Origin of the sequence: Bacillus salacetis, from assembly GCF_003581585.1 — a bacterium.
Classification (GTDB): Bacteria; Bacillota; Bacilli; order Bacillales; family Bacillaceae_B; genus Rossellomorea; species Rossellomorea salacetis.
Map to the genome: position 1 here is coordinate 17,435 of NZ_QXIR01000002.1, position 23,498 is coordinate 40,932.

26 protein-coding genes and 1 riboswitch are annotated in these 23,498 nt (G+C 43.5%); of the genes, 17 read left to right on the forward strand and 9 right to left on the reverse strand.

The window, feature by feature from the left end:
* Positions 1–13: 13 nt before the first annotated feature.
* Positions 14–259, reverse strand: coding sequence for a hypothetical protein (locus D3H55_RS01795; RefSeq protein WP_205685314.1), 246 nt, complete (start codon positions 257–259; stop codon positions 14–16).
* A 513-nt stretch (positions 260–772) separates the two neighbouring features.
* Here D3H55_RS01795 and D3H55_RS01800 point away from each other — a divergent pair.
* Together D3H55_RS01800 and D3H55_RS01805 are read left to right on the forward strand one after the other, a co-directional pair.
* Positions 773–1,585 (forward strand): Fpg/Nei family DNA glycosylase, encoded by an 813-nt coding sequence (locus tag D3H55_RS01800; protein ID WP_119545198.1) that lies wholly within the window; start codon positions 773–775, stop codon positions 1,583–1,585.
* A 31-nt stretch (positions 1,586–1,616) separates the two neighbouring features.
* Positions 1,617–4,202, forward strand: a complete 2,586-nt coding sequence (locus D3H55_RS01805; RefSeq protein WP_119545199.1) for a DEAD/DEAH box helicase — start codon at positions 1,617–1,619, stop codon at positions 4,200–4,202.
* 266 nt (positions 4,203–4,468) lie between these two features.
* Here the strand turns inward: D3H55_RS01805 and D3H55_RS01810 are convergent, their stop codons facing one another.
* A complete protein-coding gene (locus D3H55_RS01810) occupies positions 4,469–5,611 on the reverse strand; it encodes a CAP-associated domain-containing protein (RefSeq protein WP_168412928.1) in 1,143 nt (380 codons plus the stop codon).
* A 221-nt stretch (positions 5,612–5,832) separates the two neighbouring features.
* On the opposite strand from D3H55_RS01810, the gene speD reads away from it, so the two are divergent.
* Entirely contained in the window at positions 5,833–6,654 is an 822-nt protein-coding gene (speD, locus tag D3H55_RS01815; RefSeq protein ID WP_119545200.1) for an adenosylmethionine decarboxylase, read from the forward strand.
* 276 nt (positions 6,655–6,930) lie between these two features.
* Here speD and D3H55_RS01825 read toward each other — a convergent pair whose 3' ends face one another.
* Entirely contained in the window at positions 6,931–7,125 is a 195-nt protein-coding gene (locus D3H55_RS01825; protein WP_119545432.1) for an alpha/beta-type small acid-soluble spore protein, read from the reverse strand.
* A gap of 196 nt (positions 7,126–7,321) precedes the next feature.
* Between D3H55_RS01825 and D3H55_RS01830 the strand changes: the two genes are divergently transcribed.
* The 5 genes from D3H55_RS01830 (at position 7,322) to D3H55_RS01850 (ending at position 11,968) form a co-directional block, all read left to right on the forward strand.
* The gene (locus tag D3H55_RS01830; protein ID WP_119545202.1) at positions 7,322–8,119 is read left to right on the forward strand and encodes a TIGR00266 family protein; all 798 of its coding nucleotides are present in this window, start codon (positions 7,322–7,324) and stop codon (positions 8,117–8,119) included.
* 337 nt (positions 8,120–8,456) lie between these two features.
* Complete coding sequence (locus D3H55_RS01835) at positions 8,457–9,134, forward strand: GNAT family N-acetyltransferase (RefSeq protein WP_240628455.1); 678 nt, start codon at positions 8,457–8,459, stop codon at positions 9,132–9,134.
* 208 nt (positions 9,135–9,342) lie between these two features.
* Positions 9,343–9,540, forward strand: a complete 198-nt coding sequence (locus tag D3H55_RS01840) for a hypothetical protein (protein WP_119545204.1) — start codon at positions 9,343–9,345, stop codon at positions 9,538–9,540.
* 51 nt (positions 9,541–9,591) lie between these two features.
* Positions 9,592–11,076, forward strand: a complete 1,485-nt coding sequence (locus tag D3H55_RS01845; protein WP_119545205.1) for a DEAD/DEAH box helicase — start codon at positions 9,592–9,594, stop codon at positions 11,074–11,076.
* Positions 11,077–11,206: 130 nt separating this feature from the next.
* Entirely contained in the window at positions 11,207–11,968 is a 762-nt protein-coding gene (locus D3H55_RS01850) for an exodeoxyribonuclease III (protein ID WP_119545206.1), read from the forward strand.
* 18 nt (positions 11,969–11,986) lie between these two features.
* Here D3H55_RS01850 and D3H55_RS01855 read toward each other — a convergent pair whose 3' ends face one another.
* Positions 11,987–12,406 carry a VOC family protein gene (locus D3H55_RS01855; protein ID WP_119545207.1) on the reverse strand — a complete coding sequence of 140 codons (420 nt, stop codon included), beginning with the start codon at positions 12,404–12,406 and terminating at the stop codon, positions 11,987–11,989.
* An 86-nt stretch (positions 12,407–12,492) separates the two neighbouring features.
* The gene (locus D3H55_RS01860) at positions 12,493–12,696 is read right to left on the reverse strand and encodes a hypothetical protein (protein WP_119545208.1); all 204 of its coding nucleotides are present in this window, start codon (positions 12,694–12,696) and stop codon (positions 12,493–12,495) included.
* 185 nt (positions 12,697–12,881) lie between these two features.
* Here D3H55_RS01860 and D3H55_RS01865 point away from each other — a divergent pair, with 185 nt between their 5' ends.
* Positions 12,882–13,808: a DMT family transporter gene (locus tag D3H55_RS01865; RefSeq protein WP_119545209.1), complete on the forward strand. Its 927-nt coding sequence runs from the start codon at positions 12,882–12,884 to the stop codon at positions 13,806–13,808.
* A 396-nt stretch (positions 13,809–14,204) separates the two neighbouring features.
* On the opposite strand, the gene D3H55_RS01870 is transcribed toward D3H55_RS01865, so the two are convergent.
* Positions 14,205–15,521: a short-chain fatty acid transporter gene (locus D3H55_RS01870; protein ID WP_119545210.1), complete on the reverse strand. Its 1,317-nt coding sequence runs from the start codon at positions 15,519–15,521 to the stop codon at positions 14,205–14,207.
* A gap of 86 nt (positions 15,522–15,607) precedes the next feature.
* On the opposite strand from D3H55_RS01870, the gene D3H55_RS01875 reads away from it, so the two are divergent.
* The gene (locus tag D3H55_RS01875) at positions 15,608–16,453 is read left to right on the forward strand and encodes a S1C family serine protease (protein WP_119545211.1); all 846 of its coding nucleotides are present in this window, start codon (positions 15,608–15,610) and stop codon (positions 16,451–16,453) included.
* Here the strand turns inward: D3H55_RS01875 and yxiS are convergent, their stop codons facing one another.
* Positions 16,454–16,750 (reverse strand): protein YxiS, encoded by a 297-nt coding sequence (gene yxiS / locus D3H55_RS01880; protein ID WP_119545212.1) that lies wholly within the window; start codon positions 16,748–16,750, stop codon positions 16,454–16,456.
* Positions 16,751–16,977: 227 nt separating this feature from the next.
* On the opposite strand from yxiS, the gene D3H55_RS01885 reads away from it, so the two are divergent.
* The 3 genes from D3H55_RS01885 to D3H55_RS01895 all read left to right on the forward strand — a co-directional run bounded on the left by D3H55_RS01885 (position 16,978) and on the right by D3H55_RS01895 (position 18,241).
* Entirely contained in the window at positions 16,978–17,280 is a 303-nt protein-coding gene (locus D3H55_RS01885; RefSeq protein ID WP_119545213.1) for a DUF6509 family protein, read from the forward strand.
* Between the two features lie 21 nt (positions 17,281–17,301).
* Positions 17,302–17,568, forward strand: a complete 267-nt coding sequence (locus D3H55_RS01890; RefSeq protein ID WP_119545214.1) for a DUF1292 domain-containing protein — start codon at positions 17,302–17,304, stop codon at positions 17,566–17,568.
* Positions 17,569–17,956: 388 nt separating this feature from the next.
* Entirely contained in the window at positions 17,957–18,241 is a 285-nt protein-coding gene (locus D3H55_RS01895) for a hypothetical protein (protein WP_119545215.1), read from the forward strand.
* An 18-nt stretch (positions 18,242–18,259) separates the two neighbouring features.
* Here the strand turns inward: D3H55_RS01895 and D3H55_RS01900 are convergent, their stop codons facing one another.
* On the reverse strand, positions 18,260–19,426 hold the full coding sequence (locus tag D3H55_RS01900) for a glycoside hydrolase family 18 protein (protein ID WP_119545216.1): 1,167 nt from the start codon (positions 19,424–19,426) through the stop codon (positions 18,260–18,262).
* 200 nt (positions 19,427–19,626) lie between these two features.
* Here D3H55_RS01900 and D3H55_RS01905 point away from each other — a divergent pair, with 200 nt between their 5' ends.
* Positions 19,627–20,547, forward strand: coding sequence for a hypothetical protein (locus D3H55_RS01905; RefSeq protein WP_119545217.1), 921 nt, complete (start codon positions 19,627–19,629; stop codon positions 20,545–20,547).
* 38 nt (positions 20,548–20,585) lie between these two features.
* Here D3H55_RS01905 and D3H55_RS01910 read toward each other — a convergent pair whose 3' ends face one another.
* Entirely contained in the window at positions 20,586–21,149 is a 564-nt protein-coding gene (locus D3H55_RS01910; protein WP_119545218.1) for a glutathione peroxidase, read from the reverse strand.
* A gap of 188 nt (positions 21,150–21,337) precedes the next feature.
* Positions 21,338–21,443: riboswitch (TPP riboswitch) on the forward strand.
* A gap of 92 nt (positions 21,444–21,535) precedes the next feature.
* On the opposite strand from D3H55_RS01910, the gene D3H55_RS01915 reads away from it, so the two are divergent.
* Genes D3H55_RS01915 through thiS form a run of 3 tightly spaced genes read left to right on the forward strand, consistent with a single transcriptional unit; the run spans position 21,536 to position 23,497 of the window.
* On the forward strand, positions 21,536–22,162 hold the full coding sequence (locus tag D3H55_RS01915; protein WP_119545219.1) for a thiamine phosphate synthase: 627 nt from the start codon (positions 21,536–21,538) through the stop codon (positions 22,160–22,162).
* Entirely contained in the window at positions 22,146–23,282 is a 1,137-nt protein-coding gene (gene thiO / locus D3H55_RS01920; protein ID WP_119545220.1) for a glycine oxidase ThiO, read from the forward strand. The genes D3H55_RS01915 and thiO overlap by 17 nt, the downstream gene beginning before the upstream one ends.
* A gap of 11 nt (positions 23,283–23,293) precedes the next feature.
* Positions 23,294–23,497 (forward strand): sulfur carrier protein ThiS, encoded by a 204-nt coding sequence (gene thiS, locus D3H55_RS01925; protein ID WP_119545221.1) that lies wholly within the window; start codon positions 23,294–23,296, stop codon positions 23,495–23,497.
* The last annotated feature ends 1 nt before the right edge of the window (position 23,498 follow it).

Sequence of the window (23,498 nt, forward strand, 5' to 3'; positions counted from 1 at the left end):
TTTTGTTTGTGTATTACCGCCAATATCCTGGACGGCCGTATCCCCAGCCCGGGCGGCCCCAGCCTGGTCTTCCATAACCCCATCCCGGACGGCCGAAACCATATCCCCAGCCTGGTCTTCCATAACCCCAGCCTGGTCCATAACCCCAACCAGGGCGGCCATAACCCCAGCCGCCAAAACCGCCAGTAGCCGCTCCTACAGCGAGCAAAGGAATTATTCTCTCGTCATGGTCATACATTGGATATTCATCTCTATACATTAAGCACCCTCCTAAAATAACATTCACTTCATACTATGGAAGAAATTAGTTTAAGGTTTGTAATTAGGCAAAAAAAAGGCTTGATCAGTTTTTAACGCATTAACGCACCAGGGGACTGTCCCCCGGTGCGTTAATGCGTTATATATTAAATTAAATTAGATTTACTGCAGGGGATCCATTTTCCCCAGGCCCTGAATTTTCCGTAGAGCTTCTGGAGGGGTGCCGAGAATGGAAGGAGGTGCCGGCTGCAGTTCCGGTTTCTGTCCCATCGCTTACGGCTGCTGGATGTATTTGAAATTCCCCTGTCCATCATATGTTGACCATTGGCCCAGCGTCCGGTACTGCTTTCCCCGCCTTACAAAAAGTTCTTGAAGGAGTAGTTCCTTGTTAATATGCACTTCAGCAACCTGAGTATTAAGCAAAATAATTCCCAAGCTTGGTTTCCCATTTATGGGACTTGTTTTTTGAATGATGATGGAAAAGATAATGGAAAAGGACAGGAGCGTGAATCTTATGCCTGAATTGCCCGAAATGGAGAATTACAAGATTTTGCTGATGCAGCGAATCTCAGGACAACAAATTACACATGTTGAGATCGGCAGGGAAAAGTCAATAAATGTACCAACAACTGATTTCATCCGCCTTGTTCAAAACCATTCCGTAAAAAAGGTGACAAGAAGAGCAAAGCACTTGCTGTTTCACCTTGATAATGATGTAGTATTACTATTGCACTTAATGCTCGGAGGCTGGATGTTTTTCGGACAGGAACAAGACAAACCCGATAGAACCGTCCAGATCAGGTTGTCTTTCAGAAATGAGAATTTATATTTTATCGGCCTCCGTCTTGGGTATTTACATTTATATGAAGGACTTGAATACACAAACAAAGAGCTTGATGATTTGGGGCCTGAACCATTGAGTCCTGAGTTCACAGCTGAACAATTCATCGGACTGGCCGGCAGCAGGAGGGGAAGCTTGAAGGCAACACTGGTCAATCAAGGCTTCCTATCTGGCATAGGAAATTGTTACTCAGATGAAATGTGCTTTTATGCAGGTCTTCACCCAGCCAGGAAATTAAATCAACTTTCAAAGCCCGAAGCAGGGCGGCTCTATCATTCAATGCAGTTCATTCTAAAAGATGCTATCGGCAGCGGCGGATATATGAGTGAACCTTTTCATTCAGAAGATAAACTTACTGGAGGCTACAACCGAAAATGCCTGGTATATGACCGGGAAGGAGAACCCTGCCCCAGATGCGGAAATGAAATATGCAAAACGGAAATCTCTTCAAAAAAAACATTCTACTGCAGCAACTGCCAGAAATAGTTTTACAGCAGTACAGAAAAGGTGATAAGAAATGGGAAAATTGACGGAACTCCACGAAGAAGCATTACAAGACACGAAACGGAAAATAAAAGAAGATATCTTTCGGTTCATGGAAACAAAGGAAGAGGCACCTTCCTTTGACGATTACCTAAATGAGAGGATCCATTATATAGAACAATTATGGGTTAACGTTTGGCTGAATAAAGTTACAAATTTCGTGAGCAGAAGTGAAAAGAAAGCCTTCCTCCGTGAAAAGGATTATGAAGTGGAAGGGATCGACAAAAAGGTTATCAATCAGGTTTTCCGGAACGAGATGAGGGATTTTCAGCCATTTGAAGTCATTCCCTGGCTTCAGGGGCTGGCTGATTCCCAGGCTGATCAATGGAAGGAACGGTATGAGACAGCAAGGGAAGGATATCTTCTCCGCTTGGAACAGGATAAGATTGAGGACGAGCAGAAGAGAGTCACTCAGGAGATCATGAAAAGCCTGATAAACACCTTTCAAGAACGAAAGCAAAGCTGGTACCTGCCAGTAAGATTCGCCGTTGCCCGTAAGCTTGTAAGTGATTTAAAGGAAAAAGTCAGGTATGAACAGGTAGATACTTTCATGCTGGAAGAACAACTGAAAGAAATTGGGCCATTCAACCCCGAAGATTATCGAACACTTTCTGATTTCTTCCAGGAACTGAACGGGCTCATTCATCGTACTCTTCACCGCGGCAGAAGTTATTGGGAATATGAAACTTACTACTTTGTCTATGAAGAGTACGTTTCCCAATTTGTGATGAAGACATTCCCTAAATCGTTGCTTTCCCTGGTTTCTGAAGAGCACTTGAATATGCATCAAAGCGCTTTTGATGTCGCACTGTCATCATCTGAAATCCGGAAATGGATGCAGCATGATTTTTTTGATCAGTCAGCCATTTATATGGATCACCTCCAGGAAGAGTATGTGGAAGACCTCTTAGATCTGGCAGACTCCCAGAACGAGGAAGACCATGCAGCTATTTATGAAAAAGACGTTGCAAGAAGGGCAGAAAGAAGGGCAGCGGAACTAGCGGAACTTCATCGTAAAAAACAAGAAGAAGACAGAATGATGGATGATATATTTGGACGGGAATACAGTGTCTCACTGGGCGGAAACACAAAATATATTCTTCATATAGGCGAAACAAACACCGGAAAGACACATCATGCATTGGAAAGCATGAAGCAAGCGGAAAGCGGATTGTATCTTGCGCCTTTGCGCCTGCTTGCCCTGGAAGTATATGACCGCCTTAATAACGAAGGGGTGCCATGTAATTTGAAAACCGGGGAAGAAGAGAAGTCCGTCCCGGGGTCAAGGCATGTGTCCTGTACTGTAGAAATGTTTTATGAGAAAGAAAGTTATGATGTAGTAGTAATTGATGAAGCTCAGATGATGGCGGATAAAGACCGGGGATTTTCCTGGTTTAAAGCTATAACCAAAGCGAGGGCAAGGGAAGTCCATATTATCGGCAGCCGCAATGTAAAGCCAATGCTGCTCGGACTGCTGGAGAATTGCGAGGTTGAAATCAATGAATACAGCCGGGACATCCCCCTTGAAGTGGAACAGCGTGAATTTTCATTGAAGCACGCTAAAAGAGGGGACGCACTTGTTTGCTTTTCCAGAAGGCGGGTGCTTGAAACAGCTTCGAAGCTGCAAAACAGCGGACATTCAGTCAGCATGATATATGGAAGCATGCCTCCCGAAACCAGGAAGAAGCAAATGCAAAGGTTTATCAAAGGCGAAACGAAAGTCATCGTGGCAACCGATGCAATCGGAATGGGACTGAACCTGCCGATCAGAAGGATTGTGTTCCTGGAAAATGATAAGTTCGACGGGACCAGACGAAGAACACTTGCTTCCCAGGAAGTAAAGCAAATAGCCGGACGCGCGGGCAGAAAGGGAATCTATGATGTAGGGAAAGTTGCTTTTACCAAAGATATAAAAAGGATGGCAAAGCTTCTTGAACAGGAAGACGAACCTGTGCAGTCCTTCGCCATCGCCCCGACAACATCCGTATTTGAAAGGTTCCAGAAATACCACCATGACCTGGGGCGATTCTTCGAACTTTGGGAAAAATTCGAAAGCCCATTCGGCACGCAAAAAGCTTCCCTTTACGAAGAAAGAGAACTTTATGAATTAGTGAGAGGAACAGAAATAGAGGGCAGGCTGTCGATGATGGATCTATACGGGTTCCTGCATCTGCCGTTTTCAAAGAAGGAACCTGAGTTAACCTCACAATGGCTTGAAACGATGGATGCAATTATTAGTGGAACTGACCTGCCTGAACCAAAACTTAAGCGCAAGAACCTGGAACAGCAGGAGGTAGCCTATAAAGCAGTCGGCCTGCATCTTTTATTCCTATACCGCTTGGGGCATCGAACCGAAGCAATTTACTGGGAACGCCTTCGGGATGATATCGCCGATGGTGTACATGAAAGCCTCGATACCGAGGTGTCAACGATGACTATGAAATGCAAAAGATGCGGAAAAAGGCTTCCTTCCGGATTTAAGTTTCCAATCTGTGACAGCTGCCACTACTCCCGGGTACGGAAACGGGGCGGCAGAAGGGAGCGAAAGGACAGCAGGTAAGAGGCAAAAGGACATAGGATCCGCTTCCGAGGGTGGAAGCGGTTTTTTTCTTTTGGCTTTCAAATGGCGGGCAGGACTTCAGCCCTCGTCTATTTCAGGGCGTATGGCCTCGTGCCGGCACTTGGCGGCAATTACTATTGAAAACTAAAGTTCAAGCCTCTAATCCATCACTGTGAGTTCAAATTCCACTTTTCACTAAAGATGCCTTTATGCCTGCAGTTCCATCCCCTATACACAAAAACCGCACCATAGCAGGCGCGGTTTCTTTAGTCTCTATAAAAATTCTCCGTATAGTAAGGCTGTGATTCCTGGTTAAAGGCTACACCTACACCCAGGAACTCATACTCTTCCTTCAAAATATTCTTGCGGTGGCCCTCGGAATTCATCAAACCTTCGTGAGCGAAAATTGAACTGAACTGGCCATATGCCAAGTTTTCACCGGCCACCGTAAAGGTGATGTCATCTTCCTGCATCCTGTCGAAGGGAGATTGTCCGGCAAGATTTGTATGATTAAAATAGTTATTCTCAGCCATATCGAGACTGTGCTCACGAGCTGTGCTGCGAACATGATCATCCCATGTCAATACCGGGAGCCCATGGTTGACCCTCGTGGCATTGGTAAGGTCAAACAGCTGGTACTCAAAACCTTCTTTAAGTTCCCCGGTTTCAGAAGCATAGATTTCTTTCTTATCCTGTTCGAGGTCTTCGTCGATGATCTGCAGCGCGGTGACGGTATCATTTTCATGTTTGTCATAGAATACGGTGATATAGCTGTCATCCCGCTGGTAGATTTCATATTCACCGTTATTCTGTAACTGATAATAGACTAATCCTTTTCTGATTTTCGATATGGGTTCACCGAGAACTTGGTGAATCTCATCCTTCGAACTGTTCAACCCCGCACCGGAGTCGGAGGCAATAAGGTCCTGATTGGTATAAAGGGCGCTGACCTGATTGGTTTCATCAAATGAGACCATCATGAAATTATGATAATCCTCATGATATGTATACCACTCAACACCGTACTCATTTACCGAGGACCTTACAGGATCGCCGAGAATTTGTTCAGCTTGTTCCCTGGTATCACCGATTTCAAGATTATGGACTGAGAACACTTGGTTATCCGGTTTGGAAAGCTGAGGCTTGCTGACCTCGACAGCATCAGCAGCCTCCTGAGTTTCTTTTCCGTCCTGCTTTGCCTCTTTCAGTGAGTCTTCAAGACCAAAGATGAGAGCACTGAACCGTTCATTCAGGTCATTAAGGGTGTTCTTCACCTCAGGCTTTTCCTTAAAGGAATCAAGCTGGGCAGCAGCATCATTCCATAGAGATGTGTCAATGTAATCTTCCCAATAGGGTTTTGTATTATAGGCAACCACTATAATCAATACCAGTAATAGTAAACGTCTCATAATTCACGCTCCATCCTTACTTTCCATTCTACCCGATTTCTATGCTTTCAAAAACTTTGCAGTGTACTGATTGCAGGTTATCCATCTGGAATCTTCTTCCACCATTCCTCCCTTTGTAGAAGAATACCGTTTTATTATCCGATTGACAGGGTATCATAGACAATATCAACGAGTTAAAAACGAAGAGTTTTTACATAATTTTTACCTGGGGGGAAAGTATCATGAAAATGTCTCATGAAGAAAGAATACAGCTGCACGAATTCAATAACCTGACGAAGTCTTTGAGCTTTAACATGTATGATATCTGTTACACGAAAACACGTGAAGAACGCGAAGCATACATTGAATATATAGATGAGCAATATAATGCGGACAGGCTGACCAAGATCCTTTCCAATGTGTCGGATATCATCGGTGCCCATGTTCTCAATATAGCAAAGCAGGACTATGTCCCGCAAGGAGCTTCAGTCACGATCCTCGTATCTGAAGGTCCCATTGTCGAAGTGCCGAATGAACATTTTGATGAATCTCCCGGCCCGCTTCCTTCTGCGGTTACCATGCAGCTGGATAAGAGCCATATCACAGTTCATACCTACCCGGAATACCATCCTCATGAAGGAATAAGCACCTTCAGGGCGGACATAGATGTATCGACATGCGGTGAAATCTCGCCGCTGAAGGCCCTGAACTACCTCATTCACTCATTCGAGACGGATGTAATGACTATGGATTACAGGGTCAGGGGCTTCACCAGGGATATCAACGGCCGCAAGCTTTTTATCGATCATGATATCAATTCCATCCAGAACTATATCCCTGAAGAGATTAAAGACGAATATGACATGATCGATGTCAATGTCTATCCGCAGAATGTATTTCATACTAAGTGCAAGCTGAAAGACTTTGATTTGAACCATTATTTGTTTGGCTATTCCAAAGATAAGCTAAACCAGGAAGAGGCAGAGGAAATAACAAATAAGCTGCAGCTGGAGATGGATGAGATCTTTTATGGAAAAAACATGCCGGGAAGTCCAAATGAATGATTTTTTTCGCCCCTGGAAGACAGGGGCGTTTATTTTTGCCTAATGCTGTTTTCACATATATTGTTGATTTCGGAAAAATCCCAGGCCGGATTTTTCCCCTGTATACAAAGGGTTTTAATCTCGAAAAATTACAAGCAGCTCTTTTCTTTCCTTCTCACCGGGGGTTTTTACGATGAAATATCAGGATATAAGTTGAAATTTATATTGAATAGCAACAAAGTTTACGAACAGAGCCTTGCCAGAACAAAACCCCCTTCATTAGAAGAGGGCTCATCATTATTGTTTCTGTCCTTCAGCCAGCGTCTGTTCAGCCAGGGCGACAAGACGTTTGGTCATCTCCCCGCCGACAGAGCCATTGGCACGTGCGGTTGTATCTGCCCCAAGTGTTACTCCAAACTCATTGGCGATTTCTTCTTTCATCTGGTTCAATACACTTTCTGATCCAGGGACAATAAGTTTGTTTCTTGCCATGGTGGAATCACTCCCGATGAAGGATTGAGCATTATGCTCTTCTTTAATTTCCGCTATCCTACATAACTTCATACCTCCAATAATTACCGCGTGCCTGCGGAAAGATTCCCAACCCAAATCTTTAGGAATAAGAGAAGGAATTATCAGCTATTCAGCAGAATATATAGGAAGAATTCACTATATAGGAGGATACATAATGAACTCTCATGAAATTGAATACCAGCTTCACGGGGATGATATGCAGTTTGTCGAAATCGAACTTGATCCAAGTGAAAGCGTGATTGCAGAAGCAGGGGCAATGATGATGATGGAGGACGGAATTGGAATGGAAACCATATTTGGCGATGGCTCTTCCAATGGAAAGTCAGGTTTCTTCGGCAAATTGGTTGGTGCGGGTAAACGCGTTTTGACTGGAGAAAGTTTATTCATGACCGTATTCACTAACGAAGGCAGAGGAAAGAAACATGTTTCCTTTGCTGCACCTTATCCTGGAAAGATCATATCAGTCGATTTAAGTGAAATGGGTGGTAAAGTCATTTGTCAAAAGGATTCATTCCTTTGTGCAGCTAAAGGTGTTTCAGTAGGGATTGACTTTCAAAAGAAACTGGGTACTGGTTTTTTTGGTGGTGAAGGGTTCATTATGCAGAAATTGGAAGGAGATGGGCTGGCTTTCCTCCATGCCGGCGGAACCATCCACAAGAAAGATCTCCAGGCTGGAGAAAAGCTGAGGGTGGATACCGGCTGTCTCGTAGCCATGACAAAAAATGTTGACTACAACATTGAATATGTTGGAAAAGTTAAGTCTGCATTCTTTGGAGGGGAAGGCCTCTTTTTTGCGACAGTTCAAGGTCCGGGAACGGTCTGGATCCAATCACTCCCGTTCAGCCGCCTTGCTGACAGGGTGTTTGCCAGTGCTCCACAAGGTGGAGGGCAGTCAAGGGGTGAGGGCAGTTTATTAGGCGGTCTTGGCGATTTCCTGAATGGTGATGGTTGATCAACAAGCGGCGAACGCCGCTTGTATTGTTTTCCCTGAACTTTTTGGTTAACGACTGCTGCGGTTTTTGATAAACTATTAGAAAAGTCAGAATTTAAGGGGTAGATTATTTTAATACATAATGATAACAAAAGGATTAAGAAATCGGGATTATGAAGATCTTTTTCTACTCCATTGCATTGATTACAGGCATCATAGGCATATTTCTTCTTCTTACTTTGATGACACTTGTTCTGTTGGAAAAATTTGATGGCCCATACAAGGAAAATGATAGTGGGAAAATTGGTCAATCCATGCAATGCCACCCCTTTACTACAGATGGACAGGAGGCACTCTATTGTACCGAAAAAAATTATATGTGTTTAAGGGGGACAAACCGATTGAAGCGGTCATCAGGACCTATACACCTTCTGATTTTCAAGACCTGATCAAAGTACAGCAGGAGAGCTTTCCCCCGCCATTTCCTCCTGAATTATGGTGGAACGATGAACAATTGGCCAACCATGTAAAGCTCTTCCCTGAAGGTGCGCTTTGCATAGAAGTACAAGGGAAAATCGCCGGATCAATAACAGGGATGCAGACAACTTTCGATCCTCAAAACATCAGGCATTCGTGGTCCGAGGTGACAGACAACGGATATATCGGAACACACGATCCAGATGGGGACTCTCTGTACATTGTCGATATCGGGATATCACCGCAATATAGAAGCTTGGGACTGGGAAAATCCCTCATGCATGCAATGTACGAAGTAGTCGTTCATCTTAATAAAGAAAGGCTTTTAGGAGGAGGGCGAATGCCGGGTTACGGTAAAGTCGCAGATAAAATGAAGGCAAGCGACTACTTGGACAAGGTAGTCAATGGAGAGCTACAGGATCAAGTCATATCATTCCTGCTTCGCTGCGGCCGCTTACCTGTCGGAGTCCTCCCCGGCTACTTGGAGGATGAGGAGTCAGCGAATCATGCTGCTCTGATGGAATGGCGAAATCCATTCTTCATTAGTGAATCACCTTAACCTCAATACTGAGGTTTTTTTTTATAAAATGTATGCAGCAAATACCCGTCATTATTCTCTTATGAAAACCCACCCTCCGCATATTGCGACAAATTTCATTTGTAAACAACAAATTATCATGATATCATTCACTAGTCGGATGTTATCAGGATGCTAGCAGACTGATAACCAGTGCTAGAACGCTGTCAGGAAAGGAAGTTTACTTACTGTGAGTGATCAAAACAGAATTCAGTTGAATGTCCGTATCGCGAAAGAAACGGCTGATATGCTTGAAGAAATTGTGGAATATTATCAAGAAAACACAAAGCTTGGAAGAATTTATAAAGGCGATGTGCTTACAGATATTATTGAAAAATCTCACGGCTTGATGGAAAAGCAGAAAGCCATCCAAAAAAGAAAATATTAGAGAACCGATTCTATAATTGGATTCTTTTCAATTTGAAAGCAGGGATTAAATTTGAAAAACTTCAGTACATTAGGGATTTCTGAATCCATTGTTGAAAGACTGCAGAAAAACAATGTCACAACTCCAACGCCCATACAGGAAAAGGCAATACCTGCAGTAATGGAACACCATGATGTTATCGCACAAGCACAGACAGGGACCGGAAAAACTCTTGCGTTCATCCTCCCGATCATCGAGAAGTTCAACTTTGAAAAGAGTAATATTCAGGCATTAATTATCACGCCTACAAGGGAACTTGCTCTTCAAATTACAGAAGAAGTACGTAAGATCATCCGGCATATTGAAGGACTTACTGTGTTACCGGTGTACGGAGGACAGGATGTAGAAAAGCAGCTCAGCAAGCTCAGAAAGAATGTGGGCATCGTGGTTGGAACACCGGGAAGAATCCTGGACCATATTGGGAGAGGGACGATTGATCTGTCAGAGCTCGATACTCTGGTCTTGGATGAAGCCGATCAAATGCTGCATATCGGCTTTTTGAAAGAAGTGGAAATGATCATAAGGGAAACACCACGCTCAAGGCAGACGCTTCTATTTTCTGCAACAATACCTGACGAAATAAAGGCACTTGCAAAGAAACATATGAAAAGCCCCCAATATATCAGCGTTGAACGTAAGCAGGGACCAGCCAAAACCGTTGACCAGCTAGCTGTTTTTGTAAGTGACCGGGGCAAGCAAGCTGCACTCGTGGAAATGATTAAAGAAGGCAACCCTTATCTTGCAGTGATCTTCTGCCGTACAAAACGAAGAGTGACAAAGCTCTATGAAGATCTGGTCTCTTATGGATTTACTTGTGATGAGCTGCATGGTGACCTCTCACAGGCAAAACGGGAAAAAGTGATGAAACGCTTCAGGGATTCTGAATTCCAGCTCCTTATCGCTACCGACGTTGCTGCAAGGGGCCTTGATGTGGAGGGAGTCACTCATGTATTCAATTATGATATCCCGGAAGATGCGGATAGTTATGTACACCGGATCGGCAGGACAGGCAGAGCTGGTGAAAAAGGCCTGGCTGTCACATTTTATTCTCCTGCTCAAAAGGATCTTATGTCACAAATTGAGAAAGAACTCAATATTAAGCTGCCGAAGAAGACTATCGGAAAAGTAACTGACCAGAAGCCCAAATCAAGATCTAAACAAGTACCTGATAAACAGACACCTGCTGGGAAAAATGCCGGTGAAAGCAGAAACGGCAGCAAGCCTAAATCAGAAGGCCGCTCCAGAAGGGCAACAGGGAAGAGGGGCCATGACTCGGAGTCCCCGCGAGGCAAAGGGAAGGCAAAAACAGGTTCAGCAAAGAAAAAGCCGCGTTCAAATATGCTTGAAGCCAAAGAAGTCAAAAGAGGATCACTTCACAAACTGGGTGACAAAAGTGCGGCCGGCCGAAATAAAGGCAAAAGCGGAAATTCTTCATCGGGCAACCCAGCCGGCAGAAGAGGAAGAAGTTCTTCCGGAACCAAAGGAAAAAGAAAATAAGCTGCCAAAAACATAGCCTGTTCTAAGGTTATGTTTTTGTTGATTTCCGGGATGGATCAGGAAAAATGAATTGGTCCTCCTTTTCTGGTAAACTAGCACTCTAGAAACTCAACAGGAGCGATCATGAATCATGAAATTAGTGTCTTGGAATGTGAATGGAATAAGGGCATGCGTGAAGAAAGGCTTTTTGGAATTCTTTAACGAAACCGATGCCGATATTTTTTGTATACAGGAATCAAAACTGCAAGAGGGACAGATTTCCCTTGAACTGGAAAACCACCATCAATACTGGAATTATGCCGAAAGAAAAGGATATTCAGGGACAGCTGTATTTACTAAACAGAAACCAATTTCAGTTTCCTATGGAATAGGCGGGGACGAAAGTGAACCGGAAGGCCGTTCAATCACTTTGGAATTCGATGATTTTTTCCTGCTTAATGTTTATACTCCCAATTCCAAGAGAGATCTTTCAAGACTTGAGGACAGGCTTGATTGGGAAGAACGGGTAAGAACTTACTTAATGGAACTGGATGAAGTCAAACCTGTCATCTATTGCGGTGACCTGAATGTTGCACATAATGAAATTGATCTTCGCAACCCTAAGTCTAACCATGGAAATTCGGGTTTCACCACTGAAGAAAGAGAGAAGATGGACCTTCTTTTGGAAAATGGTTTCCTGGACAGCTTCAGACATCTTTATCCTGATAAGGAGCACTCTTACACATGGTGGTCCTACATGAGCAAGGTCAGGGAACGAAACATCGGATGGAGAATCGATTATTTCATCGTCTCTGAAAGATTAAAGGGCTCACTGAAGGATGCAGGAATGCATTCAGAAATTTTGGGAAGCGATCATTGCCCGGTATATTTGGAATTAGAAATGGAAAAATGATCTGTGCATGAGCACAGATCATTTTTGTTTGGGATAATCACAGTATTCAATGATGGTTCCTTCGGTATCTGCAGGGTTAAGATAAATCAAGCGCCGCCCGTGCTTATTAGTCCGCAGTGTATCCTTTAAAGTCCGGATTCCCCGTTTTTCAAGCTCAATCAACTCTTTATCCAAATCATCTACCTCATAAGCCAGATGATGAACTCCCTTTCCTTTCTGCCTGATGAAACGGGCAATAGGGGATGTGGTATTGTTTGTAGGGGATAGCAGTTCAAATCGGCTGCCATTAAGATCTATCACTGCAATCTCACTTTCTACCCCTGCCGCTTCACTTCGGTAGCGATCATACAACGTACCTCCGAGTACATTCGTGTACATATGTATGCTATTGTCTAAATCCCTTACAGCTATACCAATATGGTCAAGCTTCTTTTCCATATTAACTCTCCTTTCTGTCCATTCCACTATACAATCAAAATGGGGCAAAATGAAGGGGACCGCCTCGAAGGCAGTCCCCAGAGAGTTTACCAGTGATTTTTGTGGAATAAAGCTTTGACCGCCAGATACACGATCAACAATGAGAAAACGATTACAACAATGACTGCTAATCCGTTTAACAGCCCAATCAAGCCTGCTCCCAGGAAAGCTGCAGCAGTTGAACCCAGAACAAACAGCAGAGCCAATCCAGCAGCAACTGCTGCCAAATAAACCACCACCAAATAATACATATGGAATCCCCTCCTTTTACTATAGGAATATGAAAAGAAAAGGGAATTGCTTGGTCAAACGTCCAGGACCCGTAATTTTGATACTTTATGCCTGTTTGGGAGAAAAGAATTCCTCTCATTAAGACATGCTCAGGTAAGACAAGCATATACTGTTTTAAAGCTTGTTATTGGAAGGATAGAGACTTATGAGCCTGTTTAGTGCGAAGGCAGCAGCTGCTTTATATGCGTCAATGGCTGTCTTTTTCTGGGGAGTATCTTTCGTATCTGCGAAAGTGGTCCTGGTTAAGTTGGACCCTCTCACTTTAATTGTTTTCAGATTTGGCATCGGGGCGGCTTTTTTGCTGCTGATTGTTCTTCTCACAGGTGAGAGGTTACGTTTTTCAATCAAGTATTTTCCCCACTTATTCATCCTGGCAATCCTGGGGACATTCTGCCACCAGCTTCTTCAAACAACTTCGCTTATATTCATAGATGCTTCATCGGCGGGATGGCTGATATCCATTACACCCGTTTTTACAGTCATCCTTTCCATGCTGTTCCTGCATGAAAAAATAAACTTCCGGAAGGCTGTCGGAATCATCATAGCCATCGCAGGCGTATTTATGGTCACCTCTGCCGGAACTGAAAACCGGCTTGAGTTAGGGATGAATTTCGGGTTCTTCCTTATGCTGATGAGCACCTTGAACTGGGCTGTCTATACAGTTCTGTTAAAAAGCCTGAGGATTCCTCTTCCACCAACTGTTCTCACCTTTTATATCACCTTGATCGGCTTCATTGTGAGCACCCCCTTCCTTATAAGGAACAATGGCCTGGGAGGAATACCGGCCCTGTCAGCGAATGAGTGGGGGCATCTAATTTTCCTCGGTGTATTTGTATCTGGTACAGGCTATTGGTTCTGGGCTAAGTCTTTGGAAGTATTGCAGGCTTCCCAAGCGGGTGTCCTGATTTATCTGGAACCGATTGTCACATTTGCTGCAGCCATCGTCATCCTCCATGAAAAAGCAATGCTGATGAGTGTCGCGGGCGGACTGATCATTATTGCAGGGGTGGCTGCGGTAAACAAGAATTTTATTAATCCATTCACTTTTCCACTATTTCGAAGCAGAAAATAAAACCACAAGCAGCCAGCTTGTGGTTTTTGGACTTGGACAAGAATTGTAGAAAAGCAGGAAGATAGTCTCAATCAGTCGGTGATCCGGACAAATATGCCTGAAAAAATCCGAATCCGGTGGTTCCGATAGTGTCCATCTCTAAAACTTGGTACTGCCAGGATTTATCTGAATTTATTCGATTCTCTTAAAAGCAGCCTTTTGATAAAGAGAGTGCTTTCACATATATTATTGCTTTGGGAAAAATCCCAAGTGCCGGATTCTTCACCGGTATTCCAAAGTTTTACTCTCGAAAAAGAAGTACTTCTTTTGTTTCCTGCATAACGGGCTTTTTTCAGCTATTGCCTGGATATTATTGGAGTTCAATATTGAATAGCAATAAATTTTACAAATAGAGCCTTATAAGAAGAGCAGGCCTAAAGAAATGACTATACCACTGACAATCAGCACAATGGTACAGAAGCCCATGATATCCTTGGCTTTCAGTCCGGCAATCGCAAGGGCCGGCAATGCCCAGAATGGCTGTATCAAATTTGTCCAGGCATCCCCCCAGGCAACCGCCATTGCCGTTTTAGCCGTGGACACACCGAGTGTCTCAGCAGCTTCCAGCATGACCGGGGCCTGGACTGACCACTGGCCGCCGCCGGAAGGGACGAAAAAGTTGACGATGCCGGCACTGATGAAAGCAAAGAATGGGAAAGTGAAATCATTCGAAATGTTTACAAATCCTTCCGACATGACAGCCGCAAGGCCTGATGCTGTCATCATCCCCATGATCCCGGCATAAAAAGGGAATTGGATGATGATGCCGCTTGCGCCTTTTACCGCGTTCAGGACTGCATCAAGGAATCGTCTGGGTGTTCCATGGAACAGGATGCCCAGGAACAGGAACAAGAAGTTGACGATGTTCAAATTCAGTGCAAACCCATTATTTACGAAATAATAGATTAAGAAAGCAATACCCAAAATCCCTGTCACCAGGGAGACGATCAGGCTGTTTTCCAACCTTTCCGCTGGAGTTTCCAATACAGCTTCCTTGCTGACGGCGGCTTCTTCTTCAAATAGTGCCGGGTCGACGGTAACCGTTTCATGTTTAGAAGGCATCATGAAACGATTTAATATAGGAAGAATGATAAATAGCGCTATTACTATTGTCACATTGAACATTGCAAAGATCGTTTCACTAGTAGGGATAATACCGATTAAGTCCTGTGAAAAGTGACCATCTGTGGCGATGGTCAGCGGAATGGATCCTGAAAAACCGCCATGCCAGACAATAAAGCCGCTGTAAGCGCTTGCAATTAATAGCCGGTAATCCACATTAGCGACCTTTTTGGCCAGTTCTTTGGCAAACAGGGCCCCGATGACTAGTCCGAATCCCCAATTTATCCAGCTAGCTATTATGGAGATGACTGTCACAATCACTACTGCCTGAGCAGGGGATTTGGCAGTTGATGCCAATGCAGACAATCCTTTTCTAAAGACAGGGCTTGATGCCAGTACATAGCCAGTTACAAGGACCAGCACCATCTGCATGGAAAACTCTAGTAAGCTCCAGAAACCACCGCCCCAATACTCGACCATATTGATTACCGAGCTGTCGGTGAAGACGAGACCTAGGATCAGCACAACGAAAGTCAAAATGACCACGAACAAAAATGGGTCAGGGAGATATCGCTGCATGATCCTGTTGAAGAATGATATTAATCTTTTCAACGGAATTCCTCCTTCTTTTAGCAGTACATTCTAGTACCTGATACTATTATTAAAACATTTTGAATATTCCTTGAACAGGGGAAATAGTGACATTTTATTCGTATTACCCATTTGTTTGCGATACACTTGAAGTAGAAAATGAAGTGGAGGAAAGCATGGAGAACCATAATGATTCCCATTCCAGAGAAGAGAAAGAAGAAACGGAACATTTGAACGAACCTGAACTGGAAGATTTTTTATTCGACGACGAGGAAAAACCACCTAAAAGCAGAGCCGGTATTCTGCTGACGAGGTCAATTGCTGTTTTAATCGCCTTGAGCCTTATTATCAGTATTTTGGCTGTCTGGGTAAATGTCTTTAATTTGCCGTCTTTTTCATTTCTGCCAAAGTCAAACGAGCTTTCCAAAATTGAAAATATTAAAGACTACAAAAAAGCAGTGGTGACCATAGAAGGAAACGGAACAAAAGGAACAGGATTCAATATTTCGAAAGAAGGAAGCATTATTACAAATCATCACGTCATTGAGAGCATGTCACCGATCACTGTGATATTTCCAAATGGGGAAATAATGAGAGCAGAGATTGAGGAAGACTATCCTGACTTGGATATCGCGCTGCTTGAGGTGGAGGGTAAGGGTCTGCCTTACCTTGAAATACAGAACGGCGGGAAGTGGAAGAAAGGGGATTCCATTTATGTTATCGGAAACCCGCTCGCATACAACCAGATTGTAATGGAAGGGGATATTACCAAGAGCGGGGAAAGACTTTTTCTTTCGGCTCCCATAGAAAAAGGAAACAGCGGGAGCCCGGTCATTGATTCAGAAGGAAAAGTAATCGGTGTGGTTTATGCAATCACAATTCCCTCCATTGGAAGCGCAGATGACCAGGCAGGACTGGCTGTTCCTGTCGACAGGATACCAGTCCTGCCTTGATCATTTTAAGCTTTTCACCTTTTCGGAAAGAGCAAATGCAAGTTCTTCATTCCCGTAAATCTCAAATACAGCAAACAAGGAAGAAAGGGGGATCTCTTCTGATTCTTCTTTCGACACTGTTGATGCAACCGCTTCTTTTAGAAGAGTATTCTCTTCCTGCTGCGGATAGGCGATCGAATAAACCTCCACTGGGTCAATGTCATGATTGATGCACCACTGTGCAAAGGCCAGTATCATCATCTTTTCATCCTGCTGGTATTTTTCAATGATCTCTTTTTCTTTTGATCGGTGGTCCATATGGTGTCTCCTCCTTGAGTATTAGCTCAGTTCATTGTTGTCACCCTAATAATAATAATAAATTTCACATGTTTCCCGGGAAAGCGCAGAAAGCGACAAATTATCAGAAGTTTATACAACCTTCTTATACATCATAAATTTATAGGCATTGTTTGTCGAATAAGTGTATAATTGCGGAGGATTTACCAAAATTAATTTAAAGAGAGAGCGAAAGGAATGCAGTGACTATGAATATTACCGGATATACGGTGGAAAAACTGGAGGATCCTACCGGCATCCTTACAGGCGAACGTTATGAATATCTCCTCGAAGTCGAGGTTCCTGAAGATGATGAACTTTATACGGAAGGCGGACTTTTGGTCAAAGCGATTTATGCTGTAGACGAGAATGGATCACGCATCGTTCAATATTACCTCATGGACCGGTCTGCTGAAAACTATCTGGACTTTGAGCTGGAAGAAGACGAAGAAGAGTTGATCCGCACGTATATTGCTGACCGACATGGAGAAAACCAACCAAAAGAAGATTGAAGAATGAAAGGAGAATGCTTAATGGAAAGCGTAAAAGTTGGAGAAGTGTTTACTTTGATAGGGGAAAATGATGAGGAACAGGATATCGAGGTTCTAGCTACCCTGACACTGGAAGGTACGGATTATGCAGCAGTGGCATTTGCAGATGATGTCAGTACCGAGTCACAGGAAGACATGGACATTTTCTTTTTGAAGGTTGATTCTGAAGGAGATTTGACCGGAATTGAAAACGACGACGAGTTTGCAAAGGTGTCAACAGAGTTTGCCAAGAATATGGATGAGCTATAAAGGCATTAAGTGCTTTAGCGCTTTTTGTTCTGCTTGAGGTTGAGAGGCATTGAATGCCCGGATTATTAAGGAAAATGAATTGAAACCCGGGTTAAAAGATCATTAAACCTCTTAACCTTTCTTAATGCGGGTCTCATTCATATTATGCAGGCAACCAAGGAATAATTAACTAGGTACAATACTGGAAACTGTCTTCCGAAGGTGTGTCCAGGATAACCTATTCCTTAACTATCACCTGAAAATAAATACCAAGAACATCAACCTGCCAAACCCAGTAGAAATGCAGTGAAATACACTTTGCATCATGAAAATCTTTTTGACGCCTTTGCTGAAACAAGGTAATTGCAGAACGTCCTTAAGCGGCCACCATCGTCAAAGGAGTCTAAATATGATCTTTATCTTTCTTTTTCTGTTAACTGGAGCACTCTTTATAAATTTTGTTCAAAAGTATATTCTTCGCATAAAGGACCCTGACATTAAGGAACTATGGTTGGAACTTGATGAGCAGGGATGGTACAGAGAATTAAAAGCTGATCCTGAAGTTGAAGATTTCCTGGAAGTGTCCAAATTTGACGGCCTTTTGAAAGACCCCTACTATGTTCGGAAAATCATAGACAACGAAGGCCACAGAACGGGATTCATCAATTATGTCAAACAAAAGACAGCGGAGTAAGTTTCCGCTGTCTGTGTTTTAATTCTTTTCCCAGAAGAGGTCTCCCTCTTTGTCCTCTTCCTGTTTAAGAACATCCCTGATGATCCTTGTTAAACTGTTTTCACCTTGAGCATCATGGCCTGCTTCCCAGATCATCATACCTCCGTAGTCATTAGCAAGCGCCAGATCGGTTTTCTTACGGATGGTATCTCTGCCATTATAATAATAATTCACTCCGTTCACCGCCACAGAGTCTTTCAAGGCATTTTCATTCCCTTTTTTGACGATAGCAGAGTAGGGTAACACAGGCTTGGAGGGGTCGTCAGGCTGGGCATAGAATGGGACACCAAGCACAAGCTTATCTTTTGGTATGCCATGTAATTCGAATAACTGACTCCAATACTGGACAATATTTTCAGTGAAGGGGTAAGGAGAAAGGTTGGCGGCATCATAGCCTCCATCCCATTGTCCGTCATAAGCCATGATATTTACATAATCTACAGCCTCAAACATTGAAGGAAGGAAGATGACAGACTTATTTTCCTGTCCTGTGACGCTGTCCACTTTTGAATATACCGCTGTTGACAGCTCCTTCTCCATCATTTCCAGCTTAGCCTTCAGTTCTTTTATAAAAGATGCCAGAAATTGCGCATCCTCTTGAGAACGGGGATGCTCAAAATCAATGTCGACCCCATCAAGGTCCTCCTGTTTTACCAATTTTACCAATTCATTGACAAGCTTCGTCCTGGATGTCTCATTTGAAATCGCCTTCCTGAAGTAAGGATATGATTTCCCGCCATTCATATGAAACCACCCGCCGACGGCAAGCAGGACTTCTGCATTTTGTTCATGGGCAAGTTTGACCGTTTGGCGCAGGTTATCCCATGCATGGTCCCCGCTCAAAAGGATTCCTCCCGATTCAGTGGGATGGGCAAAAGAGAATAGCACATGAGACAGCTGGGAATAATCGGTTTTCCCCGGCATTTGATAATCCTGTACATATCCCATCAATACTTTAGGTGAGTCAGGTACGATTTCAGGTATTTCCTTCGCAGATAAATTTAATTGAGGTGACCTTTTGAAGTGATGGCCAAACTCAGATGAAGATTGAACTGATTCGGTTTCTTTATATACAACTCCTGAATAAAAGCCCCCTGCAAATGTAAATAGAATCACAAGGGACAGCATCGGCAGCAATTTCCTCATAGATGATCAGCCTCCTGCAGACTTTTCCTTTTAGAAGTTTACCAGAATTCCTTCTAATGCAGCATTGGTAATATCCGCCTGCAGGGTCAGATGAAACCTGTTAAAGGAATCGGATCTGTTAATGTAGAAACAGTACTTAATACCCCTTAAAACGTTGCTTCATTTTTTAATCAAAAAGTTTTAAAAATTGAGGAGATACTATGCAGAAAATCAAGGATTACATAGTAACCGACGAAGTTTTACAAAAATGGAAGGAAAAGTTTGTACCGTCTTATGACCTGCTGTTTTTCGAAAGCTGCCCGGATTTTTTGGACTGCCGGGTGCTCTCTTCTGATACGTTTCCTTTTTTCTCTCTTGACGAAAAAACATCTTTTACAACCTGGGGTGTCAGGAAAGAGGCTGGGTATTATTCACGTTTTTCCAATGATGCATATGAGACTCTGACGGACGAACAGAAGAAAGAAATCATTAAAGAACAATGGCGGCTGGAGAGGGGACTGTTATTTTCAGAGGAAGAATTGCTTTCGCTGGTTGGAAATGAAGGGGAGATTCAGGTCCTGAAGCCATCCTCTTATTATGATGAAGCAAAAAAGACAACCGTCTATATGCTACAGCGATTTCTTTGGGATTCACTATCCAATGAATCCCAAACAACCTTGTTACTTAACTATGCTTCATTGTGGACAGGTGAGCAGGCGGTACTTGCCTGTATGGAAGAGGGTCTTCGGAGGGAACTCTTAAGAGAGTATTCTTTCTTGGCAAGGTATTTTGACACCTATTCCCATTCAAACGGGCCAAATTGCCTTGCCGCTGCAGCTGCAGGGTTCACAAGGGACTGTACTCTACTAGATGAATGGATGCACCCTGACCGATTTTTTGTTCTTCTTGAACAGAATGGCTACCATCAGATTGAATCGGGGAGTCAGGGAGGACGGGACGTGCTTGTATGGAAAGACAGCAAAGGGCAGGCATCACATGCGGCATTCCTTTTGAATGACCAATACTGTTTTAACAAACATGGGCAGACTATGTTCAATCCTTGGCAGGTCTTACCGGTCCAGGATGTAATTGAGTCCTGGAGCCAAGATATGTTTGAACTGCATCTTTTCAGAAAATTTTAAGGAAAAAGGACAAGGTCGGTGACTTGTCCTTTTTGCATTTATACTGCTGCAGAGGCTAGCAGATTCTCAATATCCAATTCCATGTCGATTGGGTCTGTCGTACACTCGAATCTTTTTACGACTTCTCCTCTGCTGTCAATAAGGAATTTAGTGAAGTTCCATTTGATGGAATAATCATCTGCGAGGTATTCAGGGTGCTTGGCATTCAGCAGCGGAATCAGTATTTTGGCTACTGGATGGAATTTTTTGAATCCTTCGAAAGCTTTTTCATGAGTCAAATAGTTGAAAAGCGGGTGCATATTTTCATCCCGTACATTGATTTTTTGAAATAAAGGGAAGTTTACCCCGTAGTTCAAAAGACAGCTATTCTGAATAAGTTCGTTAGAATCAGGTTCCTGATTGTCAAACTGATTGCAAGGAAATCCTAAAATGACAAATCCTTTATCCTTGTAGCGGTCATAGAGCTTTTGCAGATCTTCATATTGATAGGTGAATCCGCATCTTCCAGCTGTATTAACAATCAGGACCACTTTCCCTTTGTAGTCCGCAAGTGTTTTTTCTTGTCCATTCATGGCAATTGCCGAATAGTCGTATATACTCATTTTAACTCCTCCTGATTAGTTCAATATAACTATAAAATAACCGTTACATATATTATACATTTTTTATACAGGGGGACAACCATAATGCTTCGAATTCGAAATATTTTTATAGAGTGCTTAATTTACTGGAAAAATAGTTTGATATTTCATTTTCATATGATAGAATGCATATAAATAAATAGCCGAACCATTATCACTGGGGGAGCCTTTAAAAGGCTGAGATTAAAGTGTACTTTAAGACCCTTAGAACCTGATCTAGTTCATACTAGCGGAGGGAAGTGTGTGGAGATTGACTTGCATTTTCTAATTTGCCAGCCAAGCCGCCTTCCCCTGTATTCAGGAAGGCGGCTTTTTTATTGTCTCATCAACTAATTAAGGAGTTGTTTATGAAGAAACCTGTACTTCATGCAATTACGTCTGGAAGAAAATCAATTGAGGAAACCACGGCCGTTAGTTTGGGCATCAGCCCCTATGTTGATGCCATCCAAATTAGGGAGCCCGGCAAAACAGCCAGGGAAATTTATGAATTGGCAGAAAGAATGATTGAGAGCGGCATCCCGGCAGAAAAGCTTATTTTAAATAACCGTTTGGATGCTGCTGTTGCTTTAGGGATTGAAAGAGTCCATCTCGGATTTCACAGCCTCTCATTAACCGCAGTAAAGCGCTCCTTTCCTCATTTGTCAGCAGGAATGTCAGTACATTCCCTTTCCGAAGCCATTGGCGCAGTGAAAGGGGGGAGCGAGTACATTGTATTCGGACACATATTTCAAACCGAGTCTAAGCGAGGGAAGCCATCGAGAGGATTAGCGGAATTGGCCAAGATAGCAGAGAGTGTTTCACTGCCCGTGATGGCTGTCGGGGGCATCCAGCCACACCACGTTCGGGAAGTCCTTCAAACCGGTGCAAGCGGCATAGCGGTAATGACAGGAATCTTTAATGCAAAAGATCCAATCAAAGCAGCGATTGAATATCAAACTCAAATGGAGATGAAGTCAGATGAGGAACACCTATGATGTCATTGTGGTCGGCGGCGGAATCATCGGAAGCTCTGTTGCCTTTCAGCAGGCAAAAATCGGCAAGAGTGTTTTGATCATTGAAAAAAACGAATTCGGCATGGAAGCTTCACAGGCTGCTGCCGGAATGTTAGGTGCGCAGGCTGAGATCGATAAAAACGATGCGCTGCTGAAGCTTGCCTTGAAAAGCAGGGCACTCTTTCCACGATTAGTCATGGAACTGGAAGAACTAACAGGCATCCAAGCAGGATTAGTCAATAAGGGAATGCTTAAGATTGCCCAATGCCCCGATGAGGTTCATGAATTGAAAAAGCAGGTTCAGTATCACGCTGAATGGGATCCTGAAGTAAGGTGGCTGGACATGAATGAACTGCTGCAGCAGGAACCGGCTCTTTCCAGTCATCTAGCGGGTGCAATGTTCATACCCAATGACGGACAGGTAATGGCACCACAGCTGTCACAAGCTTTTTACCAAGGAGCTTTAACACAAGGCGCAGACTCGATTGCAAATTGTGAGGTTGAAGAGATCCTTTCCACCGGAACACATATCAGAGGAGTCCAAACATCTCAAAATAACTATTTCGCAGATACAGTCGTCATCGCTTCGGGGGCATGGGCTGGAAAGCTGTTGTATAGGAGCGGTATCTGCATGGATATCATCCCGGTTAAAGGTGAATGCTTCTCTGTCATCCCTGATGAACCGATTATTAAATCCACTATCTTTTCACCAAGAGGCTGCTATGCAGTACCCAAAAAAGACGGGAGGATAATCGTGGGTGCAACCACGTATCCCGGCCGTGTGGACAAATCCGTTTCGTTAAACGGCATTTCCCATTTGTCAGAAAAGGTCCTGGCATTTCTTCCTGAATTGAAAGAAGCAACATGGGAAAAAGCCTGGGCAGGGATCAGGCCCCAGACACGTGATGGATTGCCATACATCGGAGCACACCCTGAGTATCAGGGACTTTTCATTGCAGCCGGCCATTACCGTAATGGCATCTTACTCAGCCCGATAACAGGGCAAATTGTATCAGATATGATCGAAAACAAATTAACAGAAGAAGAGCGCATACTCTATGAAACTTTTAAAATCGAGCGGCAGACAATGACTGCTGATTAGGAGGCATACCGATGAAATTGATCATCAACAGCGAAGATATCCTTGTGGATGATTCGGTGAAAACAGTCAAAGAGCTTCTTGTCCATTTCCAAATAGAACAGAAAGCGGCGATTGTAGAAGTGAATCGAGTGATCCTTGAAAAAAGCAAACATGCCGAAGTGCAGCTCGCCAATGGCGATGTAGTGGAAATCGTACATTTTGTAGGAGGCGGATGAT